We start from the raw sequence: 20,071 nt of genomic DNA, 5'->3' as shown, positions 1-20,071 counted from the left end.
TAAAATGAAAACATTGCTTTATGCCACGGATTATTCCGAAAACTCGGTCTCTGCTTTGCAGTTTGCCTATAAATTGGGTCAGGACTTGGGTACCCGACTGGTTATTACCCATACATTTACTTCCCCTACTGTATTGGGTGTGGAGGTAAAGGGTGCCCCACCTATCCATGAGGGAAATCCGTTTAAATTTCATCGTAACGAGTTGGAGAAATTCTGCACAGAACACCTTGGGAACAAGTGGAACAATCCCAAAATACAAATGGAGCCAGTACAGAACAGTTCGGTAATCAAAGGAATTATATACAAAGCGGAAGAATATCACGCCCAACTCATCGTGGTAGGAACCAAAGGAGATAATGGTCTGGAGGAATTGATCTTGGGTAGTACTACCAAGAAGTTAATAGAGAAAGCACCTTGTCCTATAATAGCCATTCCCAAAGATGTATTGCCTAGAAATTTGGATACCATGGTCTATGCTACAGATTTTGAAGAAGAAGATATACATGCCATTGAAAAGCTTTCAGAAATAGCCAAGCCATTAAAAGCAAAGATTAGGGTAGTACATATTTCAACCAGTGGGGAATACGCGGGAGATTTGCGAATGGAGTGGTTTAAGGACATGCTAAAATCCAAGGTGGATTATCCAGAAATAGAGTTTGAACTGTTGTTTTCTGAAGATATATTTGACACTCTCAGCATTTATTTAGGGGTGGTAAATGCGGATATGGTAGTGATGCTGGAAAGGGAAAAAAAAGGATTTCTAAAAAAATGGTTCCATAGTGATTTAGTAAAAAAAATGGAGGATTACGGCGAGGTAATATTGATGAGTTTTAATGAGCATAACCATAAAACCTTATTTTTTTAGGCGTATTTGATGCTTGGTTTTTAGGATGGGACAAAGTATGTGGATTGAAAATATATAGCTATGCCATATTCTTCTTATGTTTGATGGAAAACAACATTCTTTAGCTTTTTTGCAAAGCCATAGCACCATAGTAGGCGGCTCCCAAGAGTGCCGTTTTTTCATTTAGGATGACCCTGACCGGTACCATTTTCAAAACGGGGTTTAACCTCCCCGACTGCACAAAGTTGTTGTAAAAAACGTCCCGATTAATACCTGCTATTATTTTTGGCAAGATTCCCCCGCCTATATAAATACCCCCTGTAGCCTTGAATTTTAGAGCGAGCTGTGCCGCTTCTATGGCCAGGAAACGAATAAAGTTATCCAGGGTTTCGGAACAAACGGAATCCTTACCTTCCATTGCCGTCCCGGTAATTACTGCAGAAGGATTACCCTTGGATATTTGATCACTCAGCCATTGAGGTTCCTTTACACCACTTATTTGCCTTAGGAACACATAAAGATCCATGATTCCGGGACCTGATAACAACCTTTCCCAGCTTACATGTCCAAACTTCTTTTGGAAGTGCTGTAGAATTCTTATGTCCATTTCATTGCGAGGACTAAAATCGCAATGGCCGCCCTCACAGGCAAAGGGGTGGTAGTGCGATCCATCCCAGAACATTCCAGCTTCCCCCAGTCCCGTACCTGGCGATAGTAGTGCTGCATTGCCAGGTATTTTTGTGCCGTACTTAAGGGTTTTAAAGTCTTTTTCTTGTAGGGCAGCCAATCCGTACGCATTGGCCTCCATATCGTTGATCAATGAAACAGCCCTTATTTTAAATTCCTTACTAATTGCTTCACTGTCAATTGCCCAAGGAAAATTTGTGCCATCTACCTTGCCTTGGATTACGGGTCCGGCAACACCCAGACATATACCATTTATCTTGGGCATGTCTATGGTATGGAAGGCAGATACCATTTCCAAAAAGGATTGGTATTGTTTAGTGCGATATGATTTTTCCTTTAATGGTACTAGGTTGCCATCCTGAATTTGAAAAAGGGCCAAATTTGTTTTGGTGCCACCAATATCCCCGGCCAAAATAACACCTTTGTCCTCGGATATTCCTTTATTCATAAAAGCTAAGGGAATCTCTCCTTTATGGATGGCGGGTAACGAAAATTTTTGAATATTGTCCATAAAGTCTATCTTTTATAATATGGTTGCGTTCTATACCACTAGAATATTTTGAATTAAATTAAGTAATCCATGCTTATCATTCAAGCGTTTTATTGTCCTAGGATCCATTGGTACAAATTATCGGCATCATCTTTATTGCACAGTTGGGTGCCCTCATGCATGGTAGCCGCTGTACCACAGGCCACTCCGTATTTTACCATTTCGCTGTTTGTTTTGCCTTTGAGCAAACCCACTAACATACCGGCCACCATACTGTCGCCTGCGCCAATGGTACTTTTTTGGAGAACCGTGGGCGCTGGAATATGTTCTATGAGATCCTTGGTGGCCAAGAGGGCTCCTTTCGGACCCAATGATACAACAAGTATCCCACAATCGTGCTCCTTTAAAAATTTTTTGGCGAGGGGTTCCAATTCCATAGCAGAGATTGATGAAACACCACATAAAGTACTCAATTCCCCAAGGTTGGGCTTTAGCATAAATATTTTGGATTTGGTAGCCTGAAGCAAGGCCTCCCCGGAAGTGTCCAATATAAAGTGTACTTTTTTTCTTTTAGCTATTTCCGCTACCAGAACGTAGAAATCATCCGGCATTCCCGGGGGCAATTTACCGCTGGCCACCAAATAGTCCCCATTTTCCAGATTCTCATCCAGTTTTACTAGTAGGGTTTCCCACTCCTCCTTTGCCACCTGTGGTCCTGGCACTCCAAAGCGGTATTGTAAGTTGGTAGTGGTATCGGTAACTGCAAGGTTATCCCGTGTCCATCCCTTAATGGGTATTACCAATTGATCAATATCTGCCTTGTCCAAAATTTGCCTTAAATGTTCTCCTGTGGGTCCCCCGGCCAGATACATGCAGAGTGATTTCTCGCCCAATTTTTTAAGAGCACGTGATACATTGATACCACCCCCCCCCGCATCGTAAGTTGGCGCGGTACAGCGTAGTTTGGTGTTAGGGCTTATACCTGCTACCGAGACATTCTTATCTATTACAGGATTTAAGGTAAGGGTTATAATTCTCTTTTGCATCTTGGTTATAATTTATGATTGTTCATGGCCCTATGTCTTTTGATCCGGGCAGAAACTGGACATTCCTAGCCTAGGTTTCCTTTATCAAAGGAAAACGCCAAAAGGTATTATAGGTTTATAGAATACCATAGGGTGTCCCACTTGTAATCACAAAGGAAATAGTTAAGAAGGTGGTGAAAAATGATATTAATCATCATTCCATGTACTTGAGCTTATATTTTTGTTGGTTGGGCCAGAATATTGGTTATTCAATTTTAAGGGGTGGTTCAACTATCTGCATTTTATTGTCTGCAAAAGTTGCTTTAATGGAGTTAATTGATCATAAAGGGAATGTTACCATCGCCGATATCGCTACCATTAGGCTTTTTCTTTACATTTTCTAAAAAAAACTAAGGACGAACGGGGAAGCGGGAACCTATTTGGTTGTTTCTGTACCTTAGTTAGCGAATAAGTGGATCGGATTATTGAAATATCACGAAAATAAATCTCTATTTCCAGGATATGAATTTATTAGTGAAACTCAATATTGAGAAGTCAGAAAGACGCACTTAAAATTGCAAGTTGAACTAATCCCGCCATTTTTGGCGGGATCTGGGTTCAATATCTCGACCCTAGGGTCGATTCCTATTATTGGGTTCAGGGCCTGCCTTTGTCGGCAGACAGGCCTGCCTTTGTCGGTAGACAGGCTTGCGCTGAGGTTTAATACCTTTTATGGTTACCGGGTCATATATCAATTACTGCTTTCCGCCATTCCAAAGCTGATCTTACTTTGTTCCGCCATATTTATATTGTTGATTCCATCAATGAGCGCATCCGGACTAAAGGAGATGGAATTGATACCCTTTTCTACAAGAAATTGTGCAAACTCAGGATAATCACTGGGAGCCTGTCCGCAGAGTCCTATTTTTGTATTTGTTTTATGGGCCGAGGCAATGGCCATAGAGATCATTTTTTTTACTCCCGGATCATTGGCATCAAAAATGTCGCTTAAGAGTTCCGAATCGCGATCCACACCCAAGGTCAATTGGGTAAGATCGTTGGAACCTATGGAGAAGCCGTCAAAAAAATGTGCGAACTCTTCGGCGAGAATAACGTTGTTGGGAATTTCGGTCATCATATAGAGCTGCAGGCCATTTTCGCCTCTTTTCAATCCGTTAGCTGCCATAAGATCTACCACTCTTTCTGCTTCTTTAAGGGTACGACAGAAGGGAATCATAATCTTTACATTATTAAAACCCATTTTCTCCCTAACCCTTTTCATGGCCTTGCACTCCAATTCAAAGGCCTCCTGATATTTAGGATGATAGTAGCGTGATGCTCCCCTAAAACCGATCATAGGATTGGATTCCAACGGTTCAAATTCCTTACCGCCTATTAGATTGGCATATTCATTGGATTTAAAATCACTGGTGCGTACAATAACATCTTTAGGATAAAAGGCGGCTGCAATGGTGGCAATTCCCTCTGCTAATTTTTGTACAAAATAATCGGCCTTGTCCGGATAGTGGTGGGTGAGTTTTTCAATAAGTGTTTTGGCCGTAATATCTTTCAAATCATCAAAATGTTTTAGGGCCATTGGATGGATTTGAATGGAATTGTTGATGACAAATTCCAATCGCATCAGACCAACTCCGGCCGTGGGATAAAATGATAGTTTAAATGCCTGTTCCGGATCTGCCAAAATGAGCATGGGTTGGGTTATGGGGGTTTTAAGTGACTTGGTATCCACCACTTTTTCATCCCATGTCAATATTCCCTCGTAGACCACCCCAGTGTCCCCATCCGCGCAGGATATGGTAATATCCTGACCGTCCTTGATCGTTTTTGTGGCATTAAGGGTGCCAACAATGGCTGCTGCACCAACTTCCCTAGCAACAATGGCGGCATGACTTGTGCGTCCCCCTTGGTCTGTAATGATGCCGGCCGCTTTTTTGAGGATGGGATCCCAATCGGGATCGGTCTTTTCCGTGACAAGAATTTCCCCTGCTTGCAATTTATCGGATTCAAGTGGACTATGGATGATGCGTGCTTTCCCGGCCGATATTTTGTTGCCAAGACCCATTCCCCTCGTAATTTCCTTACTTTTTTGAAGTAAGGAATAGGTACTGATTTTAAGTTTGTCTTTTTTGGCACTTTGTACTGTCTCGGGTCTAGCCTGGACTATAAACAATTCATTGGTCAATCCGTCCTTTGCCCATTCTATATCCATCGGACGTCCATAATGGTCTTCAATGATTATGGACCATTGGGCTAGTTTTATCACTTCCGCATCGGCAAGTACAAATTTTTCCTGTTTTTCTATTTTGGTGTCAAGGTTAAGGATACCACTGCCCGAACTGTCGTATACCATGGTTTTTTCCTTGCTGCCCAATTTTCTTGAAATGATGGGCAGGGGAATGCTATTTTTTAGACTAGGTTTATATACAAAGTATTCGTCGGGATTTACACTACCCTGAACAATATTTTCACCTAGGCCCCAAATACTGGAAACAAGAACTACCTTGTTAAACCCCGTGTCCGGATCTAAGGTGAAATTTACTCCGGAGCAGGCAAGATCTGAGCGTACCATTAACTGAACACCAATGGACAGCGCTACCTTGGTCTGGTCAAAATGATTGTCTTCTCGGTATTTTATAGCCCTATCGGTAAACAAGGAAGCATAACACCTATGACAGGCAGCTACCAATTCATCAAATCCCTTAACATTGAGATAGGTTTCCTGTTGCCCGGCAAAACTGGCATTGGGAAGGTCTTCTGCCGTAGCACTACTACGGACTGCCAAGGAAATATGGGGTCCGTATTTTTTAACCAATGCATTATATCCTTTTTCAAGGGAAGATTTGATGGCTTGTGGAAATTCCGCATTGGCTATACTTGTTCGTATAGCACTCCCAACTTCCCTTAAATTTGAAAATCCTTTTTTATCCAGTTTCGCAATTTCGGTGAATATGGATTCCTGTAATTGGCCCTCTTTCAAGAATAGCCAGTATGCGTCAGAAGTAGTGGCAAATCCGTCAGGAACTTGTACCCCCTTTAAAGTCAGTTTCTGGTACATTTCGCCCAGGGAGGCATTTTTGCCTCCCACTTCGGGAATATCGCTAATGTCTATTTCGTTAAAGTGTCTTATGTAGTTTTTCATCTCCAATATATTGTGAGGGTTGTTGAAATTGATTTTATAGAGATATACAGCCAATTGGCAGTAGCTGGAAAATGTAGAAACCAAGCCCGTTGAATACCGGTCTAGGTCTCTTTTCTTTTTCCTGTAATCTCTAATATTTTGATGCGATATACGGTTGGAATCCCGCGTGAGTATAATTTGCCGGAAAACTCACTAATAAATTCGGTCTCCCTATTCTCCTTGGAGAGAATAAGTCCTTTTACTCCTTCAGTAAATTGATGCAACTTAAATTTGGCATCGGCACCTTTAAGTTCTTCGTACGTACCATGAGCCATGACCGATTGCCAATTGTTGGATGATTTTATTTCCTCCACTAATAAGGTAACCGCAGCATTTTTGCGCATGGCTTCTATCTTATGACCATCTGCAGAATAACTTATTAAGGAGTGGTCATCCTTATCATAGTAATAAGTAATGGGAAGTACATAAGGCTGTTGTTGGGATATATATCCCAAATGACCAGTATAATTATTCCTGAGTAATCGTATACTTTCGCTTGTGGTTAAATTTGTCATTTTATTTTTGATATAGTCCGTTAACTTGGCTGCAACATGCAACAATTGTAATTACTGCATTTAAAAGTCATTTCTGCCAAACCTCGATAGGGTCAAATCTAGTCCCTTCTTTTTTTGTAAAATATGATATCGGTCAGTCCATTACCTTTTAGAAAAACTACCCATATATTCTAATAGGTCCAATAGACTATAGGAGCAAGGTTTGCTGGGATTTGGACAGAAATAGACCAATCATGATTTTTCTCATATTCCAAATAGTTTAATTCCCTTTATTTTGTGCTACCGTATTTTATATTTTCTATGAGGAATTTTATATTGATTCAGTGTCTTTTTCTATTGTTATCCTGTGGAGACAAACCGGAAAGGACTTTTCCGACAAAAATCCATTTAACCGAATCTGTATATGCATCCGTAACCGTGCAGCCAGATAGTCTATATCAGGCCTATGCCCCTGTAGCGGGTATTTTGGATCGTAATTTATTGGAAGAGGGAGACTTGGTAAGGGAAGGAACGCCCATTGTTCAGATAGTTAACAGTACCCCAAGACTCAATATGGAGAATGCCAGATTGACCCTGGAATTGGCAAAGGCAAATTATAATGGAAGTTCGGCGGTCTTAAGTTCATTGGAGGATGAGATTCGATCGGCAACCTTATCCTTTAAAAATGATTCCGTTAATTATTTAAGACAAAAGAGGCTTTGGGATCAAAATATTGGTTCAAAGGTGCAGTTCGAGAACCGAAAACTAGCTTATGAAATTTCGGGAAATAATTTAAAACAACTTAAAAATAAGTACGTCCAGACCAAGAACGAACTTTCAACCCAAGTTCAGCAAGCGATCAACAATTACAATACCTCCAAGCTTTCCACCGAAGACTTTACCGTTAGCAGCAAGATCAATGGAAAGGTTTATGCCCTTTACAAAAACCCCGGGGAGATAGTCAATTCCATGGAGCCTTTGGCAGCGGTGGGAAGTGCATCGGATTTTATTATTGAGTTGTTGATAGATGAGGTCGATATAGTAAAACTCCAGTTGGGCCAAAAAGCCCTCATTACGCTGGATGCCTATGGAGATATGGTGTTTGACGCCAAAGTAAGCAAAATATATCCCAAAAAGGACGAGCGTTCCCAAACGTTCAAGGCAGAGGCCATTTTTAATAATCCTCCAAAAGCACTTTATCCCGGTTTGGCAGGGGAGGGGAATATAATTATTTCTGAAAAGGAAAATGTCTTGACCATTCCCAAGGAATATTTGTTGGAGGGGAATAAGGTAAAGACCCCGGACGGACTTGTTGAAATTGTTCCAGGGCTACAAAACCTGGATCGTGTCGAAATTATAAAAGGCATCAATGAGACCACAGAAATTCTAAAACCTGAAGAATGATCAATTGGAAGGTCATATTGAATATCGCCAAAACCCATCTGCTCACCAAGATGAAATCTACGGTCACCGCCTCCCTAGGCGTTACCTTTGGTATCGGGGCCTATATAACCTTGGTCAGTTTTATGACGGGGCTCAATGAAATGCTGGACAGCCTAATTTTGAACCAAACACCCCATATCCATATTTACAATGAAATTGAACCCTCGGATGAACAGCCCATTGCCCTTTACCAAGAATTTGAGGATGCCTTTAATGTAGTGAATTCCGTTAAGCCAAAACAAAGTCAGAAGAAGATTCACAACGGTCTACCCATCCTGAATTATCTAAAAAAGGACGAAAAGGTGTATGGTGCCACCCCACAACTTAGGGCGCAGATCTTTTATCTGTCCGGTTCCATAGAACTGGGCGGAAATTTGGTAGGGGTCGATATTATGGAGGAGGCAAGACTCTCGAACATTGGTGATTATATAGTAGAGGGAACGGCCCAGGATCTGAAAAATAGTGATAACGGAATACTTTTGGGTGCCGGTCTTGCCCAAAAAATGTCGCTTAAAAAAGGGGATCGTGTACAGATAAGCACTATAAAGGGGGATGTTTTTCCCCTAAAAATTGTGGGAATCTACCAAAGTGGCATTGCAGAAATAGATAATATTCAAAGTTATGCCAATCTAAAGACGGTACAACGTATTTTGGGAGAGGCCCAGAACTACATTACCGATATCAATGTAAAGTTGTACGATATTAACGAGGCCACTACTATGGCAAAAAGCTTGGGAAAACAGTTTCAAGTAAAGGCGACCAGCATTAACGAGGCCAATGCCCAATTTGAGACGGGATCCAATATTCGTAACCTGATCACCTACGCTGTGTCCATTACATTATTGATAGTTGCAGGTTTTGGAATATACAATATCCTTAATATGCTCATTTATGAGAAAATGAAGGATATCGCAATTTTAAAAGCTATTGGATTCTCAGGCAATGACGTGCAGCTTATATTTATGTGTCAGGCTATGATTATTGGCGTATTGGGTGGGATTCTTGGGCTTATTGTTGGGTTTGTTCTTTCCAAACTAATAGATAATGTAGCCTTTGAAACCGAGGCGTTACCAACCATTACCACCTATCCCATTGATTATGATATTTGGTACTATGTCATCGGAATTTCCTTTGCCCTGATTTCGACCTTTGTTGCTGGTTGGTTGCCTTCCAATAAAGCAAAGCACATAGACCCTGTGCGTATTATTAGGGGAACTTAATCAAGAAAAATGGACTTCGTTTTAGAGACAAAAAATATCAACAAATACTTTGACAAGCCTGTGAAATTTCATGTGCTCAAAGATATCTCATTGGGAATAAGGAAGGGGGAATTTGCCTCTATCATGGGTAAATCTGGGTCAGGTAAGTCAACCCTGCTTTATATTTTGTCTACCATGGATACGGATTATACCGGGGAATTATTTTTAAACAATGAATTGATTACGGGCCAAAAACACGGTAAACTTTCACAAATACGCAATAAGAATATAGGTTTCGTGTTCCAGTTTCATTATTTGCTGTCCGAGTTTAGCGTATTGGAAAATGTGATGCTACCGGCAAAAAAATTGGGAGAGAAGTCCTTAGCGGAAATAGAACACGATGCCATGGAAAAATTAAGAATGTTGGACATCCTAAAGTTGGCCCATCAACGGGCCTCGAGAATATCAGGTGGGGAAAAACAACGGGTGGCCATTGCCAGGGCTTTGATAAACAATCCCGCGATTCTGATGGGCGACGAACCTACCGGGAATTTGGATAGCCATAATTCTGAAAACGTCTTCAGTATATTTAAACGATTAAAGGAGGAGGAAGACCTCTCTCTCTTGATAGTGACCCATGACGAGGACTTTGCCAAACGTACAGACCGAATTATACAGATGGAGGATGGCCGTATTTTGGATTAATTTTTATTTATCGCAAACTTACATGGGACAGCCATAGTTCTATTTAAAATCGTGGGGATGGGGATGCTTCCATGGGGAACGATATTCCCTTTGTAAAAGCGCTGTTGCCTCCACATCATTTACCACCATAATATTTTTAGGATCATAGATCAAAGGTCTTCCTGTGGCCATGGCCATATTGGCCAAGATACAGCTTGCGGTGGATATGTGGCCTTCCCGAATATCGGCAACAGGTAAATTGCCCTTTTCAATGGCAGCAAGAAAATCCAGCATATGTAATCTGGTGGCCGGAGCTGCGTTCAGTTCTATATCTTTTTCGGTAAGGTCCTCTGGATATTTTTCCTTTTCATAAACAACATCCAAATGTATCTTTTCTCCATCCCCGTGCGGAACAAAGTCGGACCTCATGGTGCTTCCGGACAGTGTGCCTTTCTCCCCATAAAGTTTAAACGACCAAGGGTAATCCGGGTCTGCGGGGGTTCCCCAACTTCTATGCTGCCAAACGCAATTGAGTTCCTCATATTCAAAGATGGCGGTTTGGGTATCGGCAATATTGGATTTCCCGTCTTGTTGGACATAGATGCCGCCTGTAGAACTAATCCTTTTGGGCCAATCCAACTCCAGCATCCATCTAACGGTATCCAACATATGTACGCACATATCGCCCATAATGCCATTGCCGTACTCCATAAAGGTTCGCCACCAACGTCTGTGGGGGATTCCATCATAAGGACGCAGTGGTGCCGGTCCAGTCCACATTTCGTAGTCCAAAAAATCGGGAACCTTTTCTATGGGAGGGTTGCCATTGGCCCGCATATGATAGTAACAGCACATTTCCACATGGGAAATTTTCCCCAATAAGCCTGCGTCCACTATGTTTTTTTTGGCTTCTATAAGATGTGGGGTACTCTTACGCTGGGTTCCCACCTGAACTGCCCTGTTGTATTTTCTAGCGGCCGCTACCATAGCTTCCCCTTCCATTACATCAACACTTATTGGTTTTTGTACATAAACATGGGCTCCGGACTTTAAGGCCTCTATGGCCTGCAGTGCATGCCAATGATCTGGGGTACCAATAAGTACAATATCCAAATCCCTTTTTGCGAGCATTTTCCTATAATCCTTATAAATTCTAGGGGTTTTACGCGATGGCTGCCTAAGACTGATGAGGTTTGCAGCTTCTGTTAGTAAACGTTCGTCCACATCACAGATAGATACAACATCTACTTTAGTGACTTGCATTAGCCTAAAAAGATCACTTTTTCCATACCAACCTGTACCTATCAACCCCACCCGTAGCGGTTTATCCCGGTAAATGAGTTCCATGCCATAGGATCCAAAAGAGGAAAGAGCCAAGGATGCGGCTGCCCCCTTCATAAAGTTTCTTCGGTTGATATTAAAAATCTTGTTATCCATGGTCGGGCTAATTATTTGATGGTTTATTGGTTTTCAAAAAATACAAAATAACTTCAATCCTTGACGAATATTCTCGGTTAAATTTTGAAATGTATATTTAATACACCCTTACCCTTTAACTTTTCTGTTGTCCTTTTATCTGCCTCATGATATCTTCCATCATTTCAACTTGAACTTGTTGTATATTCAATAATTCCTGTTGTTGATGCATAATAAGGTGGTCCAATTTTTCGTGCAGGACGCGAATCTCAAGTTCTGCTTTTAAATTAATCATATAATCTTGTTTGGCACGCTCCCTGTCCTTTTCTTCCTGTCTATTTTGGCTCATCATGATTACCGGGGCCTGTAATGCCGCCAAACAGGATAGAATTAAATTGAGAAGTATAAAAGGGTAGGGGTCAAATCCGCTATCCAGGAGGAAAACAATATTGATGATCATCCAAATAACAATAAAAATGCCAAACAAAATTATGAACCTCCAGCTTCCGCCAAAGCTTGCTACCTTGTCTGCCAATCGCTGGCCAAATGAATATTCCTTTGCAGTAATCAACCCTTCCCTCTGTGTGGTAATTATTTGTTCTTGCTCTATCGTTTTAAGTACGTCCTCTTCCAAAGTGGATAATTCACCAACCTCATGGATAAGATAGTCCGACAGGTATTTTTGCCGATATAAATTAAGTTCTGAAACAGATATGGATTTTTTCGAATGTATTTCTGGATGCTCCTTGTGGATAAGGTCCATAATTGATTTTCGAATTGTTTTTACAGGAACCTGTTCGCTGATCGGATATTCTTTTAGGGATAGGGCGCTTACAAAGGTCTTCATGTCCATATTGTTTTATCTATTAAATGTAAGGTATTTTCTAGCCTATTTGAAGATAAAGTTGTGCTGTTACCCTTATCTTTAAATATGAATTCAATCTCCTAATTATTTTCGATGAAAAAAAAATTGAATCAGCTGGAAGCCACTGCCATATGTGGTAACGACATTAGTTCATCGTGTCTATTTGTTTCCGCATTGGCCATAGTTTACTCCGGTCAGTATGCTTGGATTTCCCTTTTGGTAGTGGCATTTGTCCTGTTTCTTTTTAGGAAAATTTATGGAGAGGTAGTGGGGGCACTACCATTGAACGGAGGTGCCTATAATGCTTTGTTGAATACTACTAAGAAATCGACAGCATCCCTTGCTGCAGCATTGACCGTTTTGTCGTATATGGCAACAGCTGTGATATCGGCTAGTGAGGCTGTAAAATATGCCTATAGTATATGGTGCTTTATTCCTGTTTTGCCAGTGACCATATTCTTGATGTTTTGTTTTATGGCATTGGTTATCATTGGAATTGGTGAGTCTTCCAAGGTGGCAATAGTTATTTTTTTATTTCATCTATTTTCATTAACCTTATTATGTGCTTTCTGTATAGTCTTTTTTGCTCAAAATGGATTTGGGACCTTGTTGTCAAATTATAAGGTCCCATTGGAAGGTAGTGTCTTTAGCGCTTTGTTTTTAGGGTTTTCTGCGGCAATGTTGGGGATTAGTGGCTTTGAAAGTTCGGCCAATTATGTAGAGGAGCAGAAAGCAGGGGTTTTCCCAAAGACCTTGCGCAATATGTGGGTGGTGGTAACTGTTTTTAATCCCTTGATAGCATTTCTTGCCCTAGCCATTATCCCGCTAAATGTAATTGAATCCAATCAAGATGCCCTGCTTTCCCACATGGCCGATGTATCCGGAGGTAATTGGCTTTCCATTCTGGTGGGCATTGATGCGGCATTGGTTTTAAGTGGGGCCGTACTTACCTCTTTTGTTGGGGTAGGGGGACTTATGGAACGTATGGCCTTGGATAGGATCCTACCCAAATTTTTATTGAAGAAGAATAAGTCGGGAAGTTCATATTTGATCTATACGCTTTTCTATATACTTTGTGTATCCATATTATTGGCGACCAAAGGAAATTTGGCAAAATTGGCAGGGGTTTATACCATAGCCTTTTTATCGGTTATGGTATTGTTTGGATTGGGAAACATGATGCTAAAAATAAATCGGGACAAATTACCACGCCCGGAAAGATCAAGTTGGGTGGGCCTTATAATTGCCATACTTGCGGTAATTACAGCCATGGCAGGAAACATTATTTTAAACCCTTCTTATTTGGGGATTTTTACGGAATACCTCATTCCCACCCTTCTTGTAGTGTTTTTTATGTTGTACCGCACCTATATTTTTAGGGGATTTCTAGATATTCTAAGTTTTGTCTTTCCAGATAAGGGCCATCTATTTAAGACCTTGAATGTGCAGACCAAAAAATTACTGGCGGCAATAAATAAACAACAGTTTGTTTTCTTTACCAACCATGATGATGTAGCTACCTTAAATAAGGTAATGCTTTACATTAAGAACAATGAACCAACTAGGATACTTAAAATAGTAGCGGTAGTAAATGAAGGGCATATTATGGCCCCCAAATTAAAGGAGGATATTGAGGTGTTGGATAGGGCTTATCCTGACATTCATATCCAATGTGTTGAAGAAGTAGGTGTGTTTGGTCCAGCAAAAATAAAGGAGCTTTCAAAACGATGGGGAATTCCTACCAATTTTATGTTCATTGGCTCCCCTGGGGATAAATTCCCCTATAAAATTCAGGAATTGGGCGATGTAAGACTCATTATCTAATGATTGTTGCTTTTAAAGTTATGATAATTATCACCTTTGTCCTTGCTTGTTTTTGTAAATTTATAACAGGTTTACGGGATTTAATTAGATTTTGGTTTTGAAGATGCGTAGGCCAATTAATTATTTATGGATAAATAGAAATTTAATATGAGTATTCTATCAGAAAATGTAATTCCCGGCAATCATGGAAAAGTTTTTGGAACCAATGCCAAGGAGGCCAATGACCTCAGGAGAATTAGGGAGAACCTATTAAAGGTTGAAGGCGTAAAAAATGTAGTTTTTAATGATGACTTTCCAATTGAGTTTACAGTACATACTACTCAAATGGTTGAAATAAAAGAGGTGGAGAAGATGGTTAAATCCCTAGGATTTCATGCCATACCAAAGGGACTGTTTTCTTTATAAGGTAATAACCAAATTCAATTTTTAATTTTTTTTAAGGTTTGGTTCCTGTTCCGTTGATATTTCCCGTTCAATTTTGTCGAGCCCATAATCTATGTACAATTTAATAATGGCCGCAACAGACCAAGCTTGATGAATACAACCTTTTCCCTCTTTGGGGTTGCTACCATTAAAAATCTCGGAAATACAATGGATGCCATTGTCCTTGTAGAAATGTTGACGTAAGGGTTCCAATTCCAACATTACTTTTTTCCTATTACTTAAAGAGGTTCCGTAGATTTTGAAAAAGGCCTTAAAGTATTCATGTAATAGAAACGGCCATACGGTTCCTTGGTGATAAGCATGGTCCCGTGACCACTGGTTACCTTCATAATTCGGCTTGTATTCAGGATTATCCGGGTCCAAGGTGCGAAGACCAAAGGGGGTGTAAAGTTTATTTTCCACAGTCTCAAGAATGGATCTTTGTTGGTCGTTATCCAGAACTCCGAAAGGTAAGCTTAGGCAATATATTTGATTGGGACGCAAGGTATCGTCCTGTGAGGTCCCTGGGATGATCACGTCATATAAGGATCCATGAGGATTGGTGAAGAATTTGGTGAAATTCAATTCAAATTTGGTTATTAATTCCAAATATCTGGCTTCAACATCGGCATTGAGAATCTGGCAGAAATTTTCATAAATTTTAAGGGCATTGTACCAAAGCGCATTGACCTCCACAGGACAGCCAATTCTAGGGGTAATGACCTTACCGCCTACTATGGCATCCATCCATGTCAACTGTACCTTGCATTCCCCGCCGTAGATAAATCCTTCCTTCGTAATGTGAATGTTGTAACGGGCCCCGGCAATATGCTGGTCCAAAATATTCTTTAATATTTTTATATGATCCTTTAGGAATGCAATATCTTCAAATTTTTTGTGGTATTCATAACTGGCCACAAATAGCCACAGTGTGGCATCCATGGTATTGTAATGAACGGGGTCTTTGGCATTATCGGGAAATCGGTCCGGGATCATTCCCTGATCCACACTCTTGAAAAAAGTATTCAAAATAGATTTGGATAGCTCTTTTTTACCAGTAGCAATGGTTAATCCGCGCATAGCGATCATGGTGTCCCTTCCCCAATCCGTAAACCAGTGATAGCCAGCAATTACGGACATACTTTTGGTGGAATTTCTATGGACTATAAATTGTTCTCCGGATAACATGAGGTCTTTAAAAAAACCAGGTGCGAACTTTTTGTTGCTCCTCCTTCGTTTTTGGCCGTCCAGTGATAGAATTTTTTTTATTCCTTCCCTAACTATGTCCTCCTCTATGGTGAAGTACAATATAAGTTCTTCTCCAGGCTGTAGTTCATGTTCGAGGTATCCAATTCTATAGTAGTCGCAGACCGACCCTAGGCCTCGAGCTTTTCCCTTGGAGAGGATGATATTTTTAAACCAACTACGTGCCTCATAATAATGTCCTGCCGTCCACCCGGTAAAAACCGGATTACTTCCGTATTCCGGGTATGATTTTAAGTGGTCCTTATTGAGCTCTGTAAAGAAATTATACCGCGAAGCTTCGTGAAAGGTAGTGTGATAGTCGTTGTATGCGTAAAGTGGGTGTAACTCCAATACAAATGGATTCTTTCCAATGTTGGTGTAGGTGAGTACAGTGGTGTTGGATCCCGATATCATTTGTATATTTTTGCGCAGTTCCCAATTAGGATCGGCAAACAGCCAAGTAGGATTCGGGTCAACAGTAAAATTCTTTAAATATTGACCTCCATCGGGAAAAACCACTTTGGGATATTGATTGGTGGAAATATGGTAATGTTGGCCATCAATTAGTACGCGTTCTTCAATTTTTGCCACCACTACTGTGCGGTCGGTAGGCGGTTCAAGGGCGGCGACCAATAGACCGTGGTACTGTCTTGTATTGGCACCGTTGACAGCGCCTGAGGCATAACCGCCCAGTCCGTTGGTAACCAACCATTCCTTAGTGAACAAATTCTCCAAATTACAATTATATTTCTTCCATTAAATTCACTACCAAAGCGGTCCATCCCGTTTGATGCGAGGCTCCTACACCTCTGCCACTGTCCCCATGAAAATACTCATAAAATAAGATAAGGTCCTTAAAGTGGGGGTCCCGGTATTTTTCTTGATGCAATTGGTGAATGGGTCTATTGCCATCCGCATCCTTTTCAAAAAGCAGTATCAGCCTTTTGCCAATTTCATCACCAATATCCTTTAGATTCATCATGTTACCATTACCTGTGGGATAAGGAAATGCCAACTTATTTCCAAAATAGCTATGATACTCCCTTAGGGAATTAATAAACAAATAGTTCATTGGCATCCAAATAGGCCCTCTCCAGTTGGAATTTCCACCAAAAAGTCCAGAGGTGGACTCCGCAGGTTCATAATTGATCCCATAGGCTTTTCCATCTATGTTGATGGTGTAGGGTTTTTCATGTATTTTGGATAAGGATCTGATACCGAATGGGGAAAGAAACTCCTTTTCGTTTAAAATACTTCCTATCAGCTTTTGCAAACGGTCCTTGGGTACTAGTGATAGAAGTACATCCTTATTTTCAGAGTATTCTTCCATTACCTGATATTTTGCGTTCTCTATCCGGTGTTTACGGAACCATTCCATACTTTTTCTGAATCGGGGTAGCTTGTCCAAATATTCTTTCTTGATATTCAATACTGCCGTTAGGGATAACAAACCCGAAATGGAACGTACTTTAATGGGAACGGATTCTCCATGGGGCAATATCAACTTATCATAGAAAAAACCTTCCATTTCATCCCATGAGCCGTTATAATCCTGACTTATTGCGTTTAGCGCTTCTGCAATAAAGACAAAATGGCCAAAATATTTCATGGTCATATCCTCAAAAGATTGGTCTTCCAAGGCAATTTCCAAAGCCATTTCCAACATATTAAGACAATACAGGGCCATCCATGAAGTTCCATCCACTTGTTCCAGGACTCCACCTCCGGGAATATCACGGCTACGATCAAAGACCCCAATATTGTCTAGCCCCAGGAATCCCCCTTCAAAAACGTTGTTTTCAAGACTATCCTCCCGGTTCACCCACCAGGTAAAATTTAGGGCCAGTTTGTTGAACATTCGCTTTAAAAAAATAAGGTCCCCTTTACCGGTCTTCTTTTTCTCCATTTGATAAATCTGAAGGGACGCCCAAGCTTGTACGGGTGGATTTACATCACTGAAATTCCATTCATATGCAGGTATCTGGCCGTTCGGTGCCATATACCATTCCTTGGTAAACAACAACAATTGATCCTTGGCAAAATTGGAATCTACCAGGGCAAGGCTAACACAGTGGAATGCTGTATCCCAAGCAGCGAACCAAGGATATTCCCATTTGTCCGGCATAGCAAGTATGTCGTGGTTTCTCAGTGTTTTCCATTCCTTGTTTCTTCCGTTAAATCTATTTTGTGGAGGAGGCATCTCCTTATGGTCGCCGTTCAACCACCTTTCCACTTCGTAATTGTAATATTGTTTGGACCAGAGCAGTCCGGCAATGGCCTGTTTTTGAATTTCTTTGGCATCTTTGGTTGCCGTTTTAAAAGTAGCATCCAAAAACTGTTGGGATTCTTGGATTCTTTTAGAAAAGATGGTGTCAAAACCCTTGTCGAATGGGGTTTCCAAAGAAGAGTCGGTCAACCTTAATTTAATTGTTTTTGTTTCCCCAGCTTTAATATTCAGCTTGTACAAGGGTGCAAATTTGGTGCCTTGATTATTTTTGGAAATTATGGAATAATCGTTGTTCACCACGGAATCGTGAAAAAGATCCTTTTTGAAGGGATGATCGTTAGGTTGTGCATAAACCTTTTCCATATTGGTCTCGTTCTCCGTAAACAACAATCGGGAAGCTTCTTCAAAATAGAGATGGTAGCTCCCTACATATATGTGTTTTAGGGAGACAAAGGTTTGGCCTTTTTGGGTTTCTTTTTTTATGATCGGTTTTTCGGGCATACCTACAAAACTCCAAAGATTTCTGGTCCATAGAGTTGGTAGTACATGAATAGGAGCCGTATTTAAACTTCTATTGCTAATAGATATTTTTATGAGAATATCTTCGTTGTCTGCCTTGGCATATTCAGTAAGGACGTCAAAATATTCATTGTTGTCGAAGATGCCGGTATCCAAAAGCTCGTACTCCAAATCGTTTTTTCCCCGTTTTCTGTTTTCTTCCACCAATTGACGATATGGAAATTGGTTCTGTGGATATTTGTACAGATGCTTCATATAGGAATGGGTAGGGGTATTCTCCAAATAGTAATAGAGCTCCTTTACATCCTCTCCATGGTTCCCTTGAGGTCCCGTAAGTCCAAAAAGTCGCTCCTTTAAGATTTGATCCTTTCCGTTCCATAGGGCTATTCCAAAGCATACATTACAATATCTGTCTGAAATTCCGGCAATACCATCTTCTCCCCATCTATAGGCCCTACTGCGGGAATCGTCGTGCGAAAAGTAGTTCCAGGCATCCCCATCCGGACTGTAGTCTTCCCTGACCGTTCCCCATTGCCGTTCACTTAAATATGGGCCCCATTTATGCCAATCCTTCACTTTTGATCGGGAATCATCCAATCGCTTTTGTTCTTGGGCCATTCTTTCTTTAGTCATTAAATTTTATCATATATAAGGGTACTGCGGTTAACCATTATCGTGTGCATCCGGCACTTTCATATTCTACCATTAAAGATAGCATATGTTTAACACATTTTTAACCTGACAACGGTTTAAATAATGTCTCGGATGGCATTTTTTTTGAGGCTAATGATGTAAAAACAGAGGTTTAATTAAAATTTTTTAATATGAAAAAATTTGTGTTTACCCTTTTGTTGGGTTTGATTTTAGTTGCATGCCAGGCACAGGACGATCGCGGTCCATCCAAGCTTGAGCTTGCCGAGAGAAGCACGGACAGTATTTCTAGGGATACACCGAAAATAAGTTGGAAGGTCGATAAGCAATACGATGAGGAAGGAAATGTTATAGGCTATGACTCCATTTACTCTTATTCATACAGTAATCTGGAGAGCCTGCCCAAGGAAATGAATCTGGACAGTATCATGGGGGCTATGAAATTTTTCTCAGAGGATAATTTATACTCTTTCATGGAAGACCATAATTTGGGGCGGTTCATGGATATAGATTCCCTTATGGGTAGAGGCCCATACTTTAATGATTTTTTTGAAAGGCAACGCAACAACAACTTTTCGGACATGCGAAAAATATTTCAACAAATGGATTCCCTGCAAGAAATGATGATGGAAAGGCATAGGCATTTTAAACCGGAGGCTTTGAAAGAAAAGTCTAAATTATAAATGAAATTTTCTGTTACGGATACCGTATAATGACGGTTGAATTTTAGGCGTTGAAAAAATTTATGTTCGTTATTCTGGGATATCAGGAAATATTTAACATAATAGGTGCTATTCCGTACAAATGTACATTGTACGTTTCCAAATAAATCTCTA

General features: G+C 40.6%; 15 protein-coding genes. 7 read left to right on the top strand and 8 right to left on the bottom strand.

Annotated features, from left to right (window positions below; all coding sequences use genetic code 11):
* Nucleotides 1-4 precede the first annotated feature (4 nt).
* Nucleotides 5-865, top strand: a complete 861-nt coding sequence (locus QSE00_RS11160; RefSeq protein WP_286106012.1) for a universal stress protein — start codon at nt 5-7, stop codon at nt 863-865.
* A gap of 100 nt (nt 866-965) precedes the next feature.
* Here QSE00_RS11160 and glk read toward each other — a convergent pair whose 3' ends face one another.
* The 4 genes from glk to QSE00_RS11140 all read right to left on the bottom strand — a co-directional run bounded on the left by glk (nt 966) and on the right by QSE00_RS11140 (nt 6,760).
* Nucleotides 966-2,042: a glucokinase gene (gene glk, locus QSE00_RS11155; protein ID WP_286106011.1), complete on the bottom strand. Its 1,077-nt coding sequence runs from the start codon at nt 2,040-2,042 to the stop codon at nt 966-968.
* Between the two features lie 89 nt (nt 2,043-2,131).
* Nucleotides 2,132-3,067 carry a 1-phosphofructokinase family hexose kinase gene (locus QSE00_RS11150; protein WP_286106010.1) on the bottom strand — a complete coding sequence of 312 codons (936 nt, stop codon included), beginning with the start codon at nt 3,065-3,067 and terminating at the stop codon, nt 2,132-2,134.
* Between the two features lie 730 nt (nt 3,068-3,797).
* Complete coding sequence (gene ppsA, locus QSE00_RS11145; RefSeq protein ID WP_286106009.1) at nt 3,798-6,206, bottom strand: phosphoenolpyruvate synthase; 2,409 nt, start codon at nt 6,204-6,206, stop codon at nt 3,798-3,800.
* 101 nt (nt 6,207-6,307) lie between these two features.
* Nucleotides 6,308-6,760, bottom strand: coding sequence for a pyridoxamine 5'-phosphate oxidase family protein (locus tag QSE00_RS11140; protein ID WP_110356913.1), 453 nt, complete (start codon nt 6,758-6,760; stop codon nt 6,308-6,310).
* Nucleotides 6,761-7,060: 300 nt separating this feature from the next.
* Between QSE00_RS11140 and QSE00_RS11135 the strand changes: the two genes are divergently transcribed.
* From QSE00_RS11135 to QSE00_RS11125, 3 genes are read left to right on the top strand one after another with little or no spacing between them, the layout of a single operon-like run.
* The gene (locus QSE00_RS11135; protein ID WP_110356800.1) at nt 7,061-8,143 is read left to right on the top strand and encodes an efflux RND transporter periplasmic adaptor subunit; all 1,083 of its coding nucleotides are present in this window, start codon (nt 7,061-7,063) and stop codon (nt 8,141-8,143) included.
* Entirely contained in the window at nt 8,140-9,402 is a 1,263-nt protein-coding gene (locus QSE00_RS11130) for an ABC transporter permease (protein WP_286106008.1), read from the top strand. Before QSE00_RS11135 ends, QSE00_RS11130 begins: the two co-directional genes overlap by 4 nt.
* 9 nt (nt 9,403-9,411) lie before the next feature.
* Complete coding sequence (locus tag QSE00_RS11125) at nt 9,412-10,086, top strand: ABC transporter ATP-binding protein (RefSeq protein ID WP_286106007.1); 675 nt, start codon at nt 9,412-9,414, stop codon at nt 10,084-10,086.
* 39 nt (nt 10,087-10,125) lie between these two features.
* On the opposite strand, the gene QSE00_RS11120 is transcribed toward QSE00_RS11125, so the two are convergent.
* Both QSE00_RS11120 and QSE00_RS11115 read right to left on the bottom strand, forming a co-directional pair.
* On the bottom strand, nt 10,126-11,502 hold the full coding sequence (locus QSE00_RS11120) for a Gfo/Idh/MocA family oxidoreductase (protein ID WP_286106006.1): 1,377 nt from the start codon (nt 11,500-11,502) through the stop codon (nt 10,126-10,128).
* A gap of 115 nt (nt 11,503-11,617) precedes the next feature.
* Nucleotides 11,618-12,328, bottom strand: coding sequence for a DUF1003 domain-containing protein (locus tag QSE00_RS11115; protein ID WP_286106005.1), 711 nt, complete (start codon nt 12,326-12,328; stop codon nt 11,618-11,620).
* A 111-nt stretch (nt 12,329-12,439) separates the two neighbouring features.
* On the opposite strand from QSE00_RS11115, the gene QSE00_RS11110 reads away from it, so the two are divergent.
* Nucleotides 12,440-14,170, top strand: coding sequence for an APC family permease (locus QSE00_RS11110; RefSeq protein ID WP_286106004.1), 1,731 nt, complete (start codon nt 12,440-12,442; stop codon nt 14,168-14,170).
* 147 nt (nt 14,171-14,317) lie between these two features.
* Complete coding sequence (locus QSE00_RS11105) at nt 14,318-14,575, top strand: heavy-metal-associated domain-containing protein (protein ID WP_110356805.1); 258 nt, start codon at nt 14,318-14,320, stop codon at nt 14,573-14,575.
* 21 nt (nt 14,576-14,596) lie between these two features.
* On the opposite strand, the gene QSE00_RS11100 is transcribed toward QSE00_RS11105, so the two are convergent.
* Together QSE00_RS11100 and QSE00_RS11095 are read right to left on the bottom strand one after the other, a co-directional pair.
* On the bottom strand, nt 14,597-16,564 hold the full coding sequence (locus QSE00_RS11100; RefSeq protein WP_286106003.1) for an amylo-alpha-1,6-glucosidase: 1,968 nt from the start codon (nt 16,562-16,564) through the stop codon (nt 14,597-14,599).
* A 16-nt stretch (nt 16,565-16,580) separates the two neighbouring features.
* Nucleotides 16,581-19,217, bottom strand: coding sequence for an MGH1-like glycoside hydrolase domain-containing protein (locus QSE00_RS11095; RefSeq protein WP_286106002.1), 2,637 nt, complete (start codon nt 19,215-19,217; stop codon nt 16,581-16,583).
* 191 nt (nt 19,218-19,408) lie between these two features.
* On the opposite strand from QSE00_RS11095, the gene QSE00_RS11090 reads away from it, so the two are divergent.
* Nucleotides 19,409-19,918: a hypothetical protein gene (locus QSE00_RS11090; RefSeq protein WP_286106001.1), complete on the top strand. Its 510-nt coding sequence runs from the start codon at nt 19,409-19,411 to the stop codon at nt 19,916-19,918.
* Nucleotides 19,919-20,071: the final 153 nt, after the last annotated feature.

The sequence above is a fragment of the Arenibacter flavimaris genome (assembly GCF_030291335.1).
Lineage (GTDB): Bacteria > Bacteroidota > Bacteroidia > Flavobacteriales > Flavobacteriaceae > Arenibacter.
The sequence above is the reverse complement of the archived record's forward strand: the minus strand, read 5'-3'. Positions and strand labels throughout refer to the sequence as shown.

Coding starts and splice junctions, on each gene's coding strand:
- QSE00_RS11115 (WP_286106005.1), bottom strand. CDS start 12,328: ATGAAGACCTTTGTAAGCGCCCTATCCCTAAAAGAATATCCGATCAGC.
- QSE00_RS11150 (WP_286106010.1), bottom strand. CDS start 3,067: ATGCAAAAGAGAATTATAACCCTTACCTTAAATCCTGTAATAGATAAG.
- QSE00_RS11130 (WP_286106008.1), top strand. CDS start 8,140: ATGATCAATTGGAAGGTCATATTGAATATCGCCAAAACCCATCTGCTC.
- QSE00_RS11120 (WP_286106006.1), bottom strand. CDS start 11,502: ATGGATAACAAGATTTTTAATATCAACCGAAGAAACTTTATGAAGGGG.
- QSE00_RS11090 (WP_286106001.1), top strand. CDS start 19,409: ATGAAAAAATTTGTGTTTACCCTTTTGTTGGGTTTGATTTTAGTTGCA.
- QSE00_RS11110 (WP_286106004.1), top strand. CDS start 12,440: ATGAAAAAAAAATTGAATCAGCTGGAAGCCACTGCCATATGTGGTAAC.
- QSE00_RS11095 (WP_286106002.1), bottom strand. CDS start 19,217: ATGACTAAAGAAAGAATGGCCCAAGAACAAAAGCGATTGGATGATTCC.
- glk (WP_286106011.1), bottom strand. CDS start 2,042: ATGGACAATATTCAAAAATTTTCGTTACCCGCCATCCATAAAGGAGAG.
- QSE00_RS11140 (WP_110356913.1), bottom strand. CDS start 6,760: ATGACAAATTTAACCACAAGCGAAAGTATACGATTACTCAGGAATAAT.
- QSE00_RS11135 (WP_110356800.1), top strand. CDS start 7,061: ATGAGGAATTTTATATTGATTCAGTGTCTTTTTCTATTGTTATCCTGT.
- QSE00_RS11160 (WP_286106012.1), top strand. CDS start 5: ATGAAAACATTGCTTTATGCCACGGATTATTCCGAAAACTCGGTCTCT.
- QSE00_RS11125 (WP_286106007.1), top strand. CDS start 9,412: ATGGACTTCGTTTTAGAGACAAAAAATATCAACAAATACTTTGACAAG.
- ppsA (WP_286106009.1), bottom strand. CDS start 6,206: ATGAAAAACTACATAAGACACTTTAACGAAATAGACATTAGCGATATT.
- QSE00_RS11105 (WP_110356805.1), top strand. CDS start 14,318: ATGAGTATTCTATCAGAAAATGTAATTCCCGGCAATCATGGAAAAGTT.